This window comes from Flavobacterium sp. 22659 (assembly GCF_052044235.1).
GTDB lineage: Bacteria > Bacteroidota > Bacteroidia > Flavobacteriales > Flavobacteriaceae > Flavobacterium > Flavobacterium johnsoniae.
This window is the reverse complement of record NZ_JBQEMU010000018.1, coordinates 125,222-132,412: the sequence shown is the minus strand read 5'-3', so window position 1 is coordinate 132,412 and position 7,191 is coordinate 125,222. Positions and strand designations below refer to the sequence as shown.

Below are 7,191 nucleotides of genomic sequence, written 5' to 3'. Positions count from 1 at the left end.
TTTGTGTTCCTGCTGTTACTAATGTTGGGGTTCCCGGATCGTTAACATTTACTGTTACAGCTAATCTTGTTGAACTTTCACATAAAGTAACAGGATCAATATGACCTACATAATAAACTCCAGTTGTTAAGGCATCTGTTAAAGCAATTGGAGTTCCTCCTGTTGCTGCAGTATACCATGCAATACTAGACTCATTTAGTAAAATACTCGCAAAAGTTGGTGCATTTACTAAACAGAAGTTTTGATCTCCCGGATTTGTCAATGTTGGTGTACTTGGATCACTAATAATGATTACTGCATCCTGTAATGTTCCTGCTAGATTTTCACAAGTATTAGCACTTGCAACAGCAGCATAATATGTTATTGGGCTTACTGCTTTTGTTAAACCTACCGCTGTTAAAACACCAGTAACCGGATCAATTGTATAAGTAACGCCCGCTATAACTGCACCATTTGTTATTGGCTGTGTTTTAGCTGCATCTAAATACCAGGTAAATACCGGATTTGTTAATGTTGGTGCAGTTGGAGTTAACGAAGCAGGTACATCGTGACAAACTGTTATATCGTCAACCACTATATCATTTGCAATTGAAGGAGGCAGAATTGTAAACGTAATTTGTTTTCTATCTGCTGCAGCGGTTTCACAAAATTGATCTGAACTAACTCCTACATAATAAGTATAAGTTCCCGGAGCTAATCCGTTTACGATTAATTGTGCAGTTGTTTCTCCCGGAATTAACTGACTTGTAGTTCCATTAAAGCTATACCAATAGTAAACTGGATTAGTTACAACTGGTGTTCCGCTTAAACTTGTTGCTAAAGTTACTGTTCCTGAAGGAGAACAAATTGATGTTGTAGTTCCTCCGTTTAAAGTAATATCTGTTAAAGCATTTACCGGAGCAGAAGCTTTTACTTCAACAGTAACTTCACCTCTTGTAAAGGCTTCACAGCCATAACGTACCGGCTGTACATAATATTTATAAATTCCTGCTGTTAAATTGGCCGGAACTGTAAAACTTGGTCCTGTTGCAACCGAAGCTCCTCCTGTTGGCGAATCGTACCAAATATAAGTTGAACAGGCTTCTTCGGGTATTTGAAGTGTTATCGTTGAACCCGGACAGACCGTTATTTTATTTTGAGGGTCAGCTCCTACAACTGTTGTATTAGCTACTCTTTCTACGGTATGTACTCTTAAGAAATCTAAAACTCCCGCAACTCCTCCAAAACGAATTCTTACTCTGTCATAAGATTCTGTTGGTGAAGAAACCAAAACCATTGCCATTGTATTTCCCGGCAATAATCTTAAACTTAATAATGTACTAGTATTTTGAATTGGTGCTCCAACTGGAACACTTCCTAAATAACGCTGAATTGAAAATCCAGTCAATAAGTTAACATCTAAAAGTGTTCCTGGTTTTGAAACAACAATTCTTAATGTATCGCTTACAACTGAAGGTGTTTTAAATTCTACAGTTAAATCTGATGCAGCAGCTACTCCAATTGTACTATACATTGTAGCAAAAGTGGTAATATCATTGTCAGCAATATTCCATGCATCACTTACCCCTACAGTTGCTGTAACTGCCCCCACTGGAAGTCCCATATCTGTTGCTCCATAGAAAATATCACGAATATCTCCCGGAGTACATGCTACAGATGGAACTGATGTATTATAATGAGCATCGAATACTTTTGTATTTTGAGCAACACTTAAAACAGAAGCCGACTGAATACGAATTCCATCATAAGCTTGTGGTCCAGATGCATCTGAAGGAACAAAAGTGAACTCATAAGTATTATCCCCTGAAATTAAGTTCAATAAAGATCCTGATACTGACTGCATTGCTCCAATATCAACACCTCCAATAGTTCCAATTACTGATAAATTTTGACCAACAGCCAATAAGCTGTATTCTGATCCTAATTTAATCGTTACCGGTGTTCCTTTAGTAATAACACTTGGCCAGGTTAAATTCTGCCATGTTGTACCTACTCCTAAAAGTCCTAAACCTGTAGTAATTGTAGAATAAGTCTGTGGGTTTCCGTCAACTGCACTTCCTCCATTAGTAACACTTCCTGTTACTATTGAACCAGATGTCTGTGCCGTTGCATAAACCCTTTCTGTTAATGATTTACAACTGCTAAGGTTTATAACATTAATTATTTTTGTTGCAGTTGCTGTACAAGTTCCGTCATTAGCCACTGCAGTATAAGTATAAACTCCTGGTGTATTTAATGGTCCAGTTGTAAATGTTGGCCCAGTTAAAGGATTTCCCTGCGGATCAAACCAAGTGATTGGCGCTGTAGAAGTTGCTTGTAAAGTAACATTTGCACCTACATTTACAGATTCCTGTGGATTCGTTACCACTATACTTGGTAAAGCATTGATCGTTACTGCTACAGTTTGTCTAACAGAAGGACAAGTATCACCAGTAAGCTGGGCTTCTATTGAATAATTCCCGCCTACTGTAATATTTGAAGCGGCATCTGAAGTAATTACATTATTTGAAGGATCATAGAAAGTATAAATAGTATTTCCTGTTGAATCAAAGTTAGTAATTGCGTTTCTTAAATTAGCACTTCCACAACCTGTCAAAGCAGCATTAACTGTCAAAGTAGTTGTTGAAGGTAAATTTACTGTAACTTCTTTTAATGAACCGTTTACATTTTCACAAGTACCGCCATTTAAAATAGAAACAAAATAATTGGTTCCAGAAGCAGTTACACCAGTTAATGAAAGTGCGCCCGTAGTAGCATCTATTGCAAATGTTACACCGCCAATTACGCTTCCGTTGACAATTTGAGTTGTTTTATTTTGATCTGTATAATATCTAAATTCTGCTCCTGCAATTGTTGTTGTTGGAGCTATAACAGCCTGCCCTGTACAAGTAGCTTCAACCTGGGTTGCAACTACAATATCAGCATCTGTAGGAAGTGGCAATACAGTTACTGTAACTCCCTGACGTAAGCTGTTCTCGCAAGTACCGCCTCGTGTTCCTTGTAAATAAAAAGTTGTCGTAGAAGTTAATGCAGCAGTTGGATTAACTGCAACAATATTTCCTCCTGTTGGAGCATCATACCAGGTAAAAGTTTCTGTTCCTGTGGAAGATGCTGTTAAAGAAGCAGTCTGACCAGAACAAATTGGATTTGCAGCACCAGTTACAGTTGCATTTGGAAATCTGTATGCAGCCTGATAAATGTATAAATTACTTAATACTGTAGCCAGACCTCCTAATCTTACTTCAATTCGATCAAATGCAGCTGCTGTAGTAAAGCTTGCTTTAAATTTATTTCCTGACAACAATTGGATATTTAATAAATTGTTATTGACAGAAATTCTATCGTTGTTGTAAGTTGCTCCGTTATAAGTTGCCAAAGTAATATTAGATAAAAGACTGATATCTAAAAGACCTCCAGGAACTTCTAATTCCACATCAATAATATCTCCTGCCTGACCCGGATTAGCAAAAATCAATTGCTGCTGGATGAATCCGCCTACTCCAAGCGGTACAGAAAGATGTGCATACGAATTAATATTACCATCTACAGAATCATTTGGAGTAAGAGCTGTACATAAACCACATAATACACCATCTGTAGATGTTGCCTGTGTACCAGCTTGCAAACAAGTACTGGTATTAGCTATTACAATAACATTAATTACACCTCTGGTTAAATTAGTACAATCAGTACCCACATTAACAGCTTCAACATAATACGTTTTATTAGCAGTTAAAGCCGGGCTAGGCGTAAAAGTTGTTGTATCAAATGCGACAGAAGCACCGCCTGTTGGTACATCATACCAATTGTATCTAACACCCGCCACTGGATTCTGAACAGACAAAGTAATAGTTTGTCCAGATTGTATAATTACATCTGTTGACGCAAAAGTTGGTACCGCAGGCAAAGGATTAATTGTCAGCGGAACCGCAGTACGAGTTGGAGTTGAACAACCACCTATAACTGCTTCTACATAATATGTTATATTAGCAGTCAAAGCCGGCGTTGTAAACGCTGTTCCTGTAAATACTAAATTACCTCCAGTTGCCGCATCGTACCAATTATAAGTAGTACCTGCAACTGGTGCATCAACTGTTAAAGTTGTAGACTGTCCGTTACAAATGGTCGATGGTGATGGAGTAACTGTAGGCAGTACAGGATTTTGTATCAATACCTGAACTGGATTTCTTTCACTATTTACACAACCATTTCTTGTTATTTCAACATAATATGTTGTTGGTAATGTTAAAGCAGGAGTAGTAAACGCTGCTGTAGATGCTAACGAAGTTCCTCCTGTAGCCGCACTGTACCAATTCACAGTTTCACCTACCGCAAGAGCCGCAGTTAATGTTGTAGTCGCTCCACTGCAAATAGTTGTATTTCCTGTAATTACAGGCGCTTTATATCTGTAAGTTGCCTGATAAATATCAGCTGTCGTTAAAACAGTTGCTAAACCTCCTAATCGAATTTCAACACGATCAAAATTAGCTCCTGCAACTACACTGGCTCTAAAACGATTTCCTGATAATAATTGAAGTGTAATTAACGGATTATTAATAGCAATTCTGTCATTATTATAAGTTGCACCGTTATAAGTTGCCAAACTTACAGCTCCTAATAAAGAAAGATCTGCAATACCGCCTGGTAATTCTAACTCCACATCTACAATATCACCTGCTTTTCCAGGATTATTAAATTGTAATGTCTGTTGAATCCATCCGTTAATTAATCCAACCGGAACACTAAGTCTCGCTGCTGTAGCAGGATTTCCATCTACAGAATTATTCGGATTTGTAGAACTACACAGTAGACACAATCCGTTTTGAACCGTTAACTGACTGCTAGCTTCAAGACATCCGCCTAAAGCAGCTGGTTGAACCGTTACAGTAACCGGTACTCTGGCAGCACTAGGACATAAACCGTTCGGGCTTTGTGCTTCTACATAATATATTTTTGTTGCTGTTAAAATTGGCGTTGTAAAAGTGGCTGTGTTTGCAGCAACCGCTGTTCCGCCTGTGGCAACATCATACCAATTTAATTGAGCTCCTGGTTCAGAAGATGTCGCTGTTAAAGTAGCATTCTGACCTGATTGAATAGTAACACTTTGTGTTAAAACAGTTGGCGTTGCCGGCACTGCTGTCGAAACAACATTTACAGCTGTACGAGTTGGGCTCACACAACTTCCTATAGAACCTCCAACATAAAAAGTGGTTGTTCCTAATGAAACCGTAGGAGAATAAGTTGTTCCTGATGCAAGAGCAGTTCCGCCGGTTGGTCCGGAATACCAGGAATATGTTGTTCCCGGAATAGGATTTAAAAGTGTCAAGGTTGTTTGCTGCGTTGCTCCCGTAGAACAAATTGAAGTTCCCGCATTATTTACAGCAGGAGCAACAGGATTTGAAACATTTAGAACCACAGGAACACGAACATTCCCCTCACAGCCTGCAGCTCTCGAAATACCTATATAATAAGTAGTTGTCGCAGTTAAAGCAGGTGTTGTATAAGTATTACCTGTTGCTAAAGGTGTTGTTGATGCCTCAGAGCTATACCATGCAAGTGTTGTACCTACAGCAGGTGTCGCTGTAAGTGCAGCAGTAGAACCTGAACAAACAGTTTGTGTTAAACCGCCTGTTACATTAGGCTGTGCAAATTCTAAACGCACATCGTAAACTCTTAAACTCACTAAAAGACTTAATAAGCCACCAACCTGAATTTGAATCTGATTAGTATCAGCCGTCACAGCAAATTTTGCCACCGCAACAGTATTTCCATTTAACAAGTTTAGGTTCAACAGCGGACTATTTAAAGCCACACTTGAACCTACATTTGCACCTGAAAATTTAGCCTGAAGTGACGCATTAGCTAGTAATCCTACGTCAAGCAAACCATTTCCGGTACCAAAATAAATAGCGATTTGGTCACCTGCCCTTGCTGTTTGGTTTAAAGTAAGTGTTTCTTCAACGAAACAGCCTACACCAACAGCATTAGTCAGGGTTGCAAAAGTTGTTAAACCAGCGCTGTCATAAGCGTTGGCGGGACTATCAACATTTAAACCTACACACAATAGACCTCCCTGACTATTAGTTTGAGACACAGGTCTGCAAATAGTCTGCGAAAATGCATTAGTGCATAATAAGAATAAAAATAATAGTCCGAATAATCTCTTCTGGAAGCTGAGACTACAAAAAGTAAATTTTTTTTTCATAATTTGGAAGATTAGAAAATGGACAATAAAATACCTGCTGCGATAAGCACGTATGCTTAGGCAATTAAAAAAAACGTTAAAAATCAATTAGTTAAACCCTATAATAAATCCTTAGCACATAAAGACTATAGTTTAAATTTTAAAAAAATATTTGTTTACACAGTATGTTTTAAAAACATACAAACCAGAAATTTTTATCTTCTTGGAATAAAATATTCCGTAAATTTTAGAGAATATTGATCCGCACCAATCTTCTTAATGAAGTGATCTGTTAAAATAATTTTCATATAGAAAATCAGTTATGGAGGGAGAATTTAATTTGATAACATTTAACCTTTTCAATCTCTTATAGAAAGTTGATTACTCTTTCTATGAATTTTATTACTTTAAAATAAAACTCAACAACTGAATAAATTAAACATTAGAATGTTTAGCATTAAACAAAATATTTAATGCAGAATATTGTCATCGACATAATGTCGTCGGCCAAATTTTAAATAATGAAAATGGAATATTGAAAACTTTTGAAAAAAGTTATTTGCAAGAGAAGCAAAACTAAAAGGATGAAGAAGTTTGGTTTTCTTCAAAATAATAAAAATTAAAGCTGAAATAATATGAAAACCTAATGCAAACTTGATAAAAAAAGTAATTGTCAGTTCCATAAGCAGGCGAATTAAGTTATTATTTAAAGTCCAATTAATTACAATTTATACTATCCTATTTTTTGTTTTTAAAGACAAATTGGCTCTACATTAAACATGATAAAAATGGAGCCAATATTTTGTTTAACTTTTCTATTCTAAAATTATGAAAAACAAAATAATAAAACAAGCATAAAATTCTTATTTTTTTTAATGACTATAAATTTTAAAAACAGCTGAAATCACAGGAATATAAGAAAAAACGGAGTTTTTAACTAAAAAACAACCTGTTTTTGGGCTTTAAAATAATTGTAATTTTTATGTTAATTTTAATAATTATAAGTT

1 pseudogene is annotated in these 7,191 nt (G+C 36.5%); it reads right to left on the bottom strand.

The annotated features are described in order from the left end of the window. Positions 1 to 6,205, bottom strand: a pseudogene (locus ACTJIW_RS17455) (hypothetical protein); the annotation flags it as partial. Positions 6,206 to 7,191: the final 986 nt, after the last annotated feature.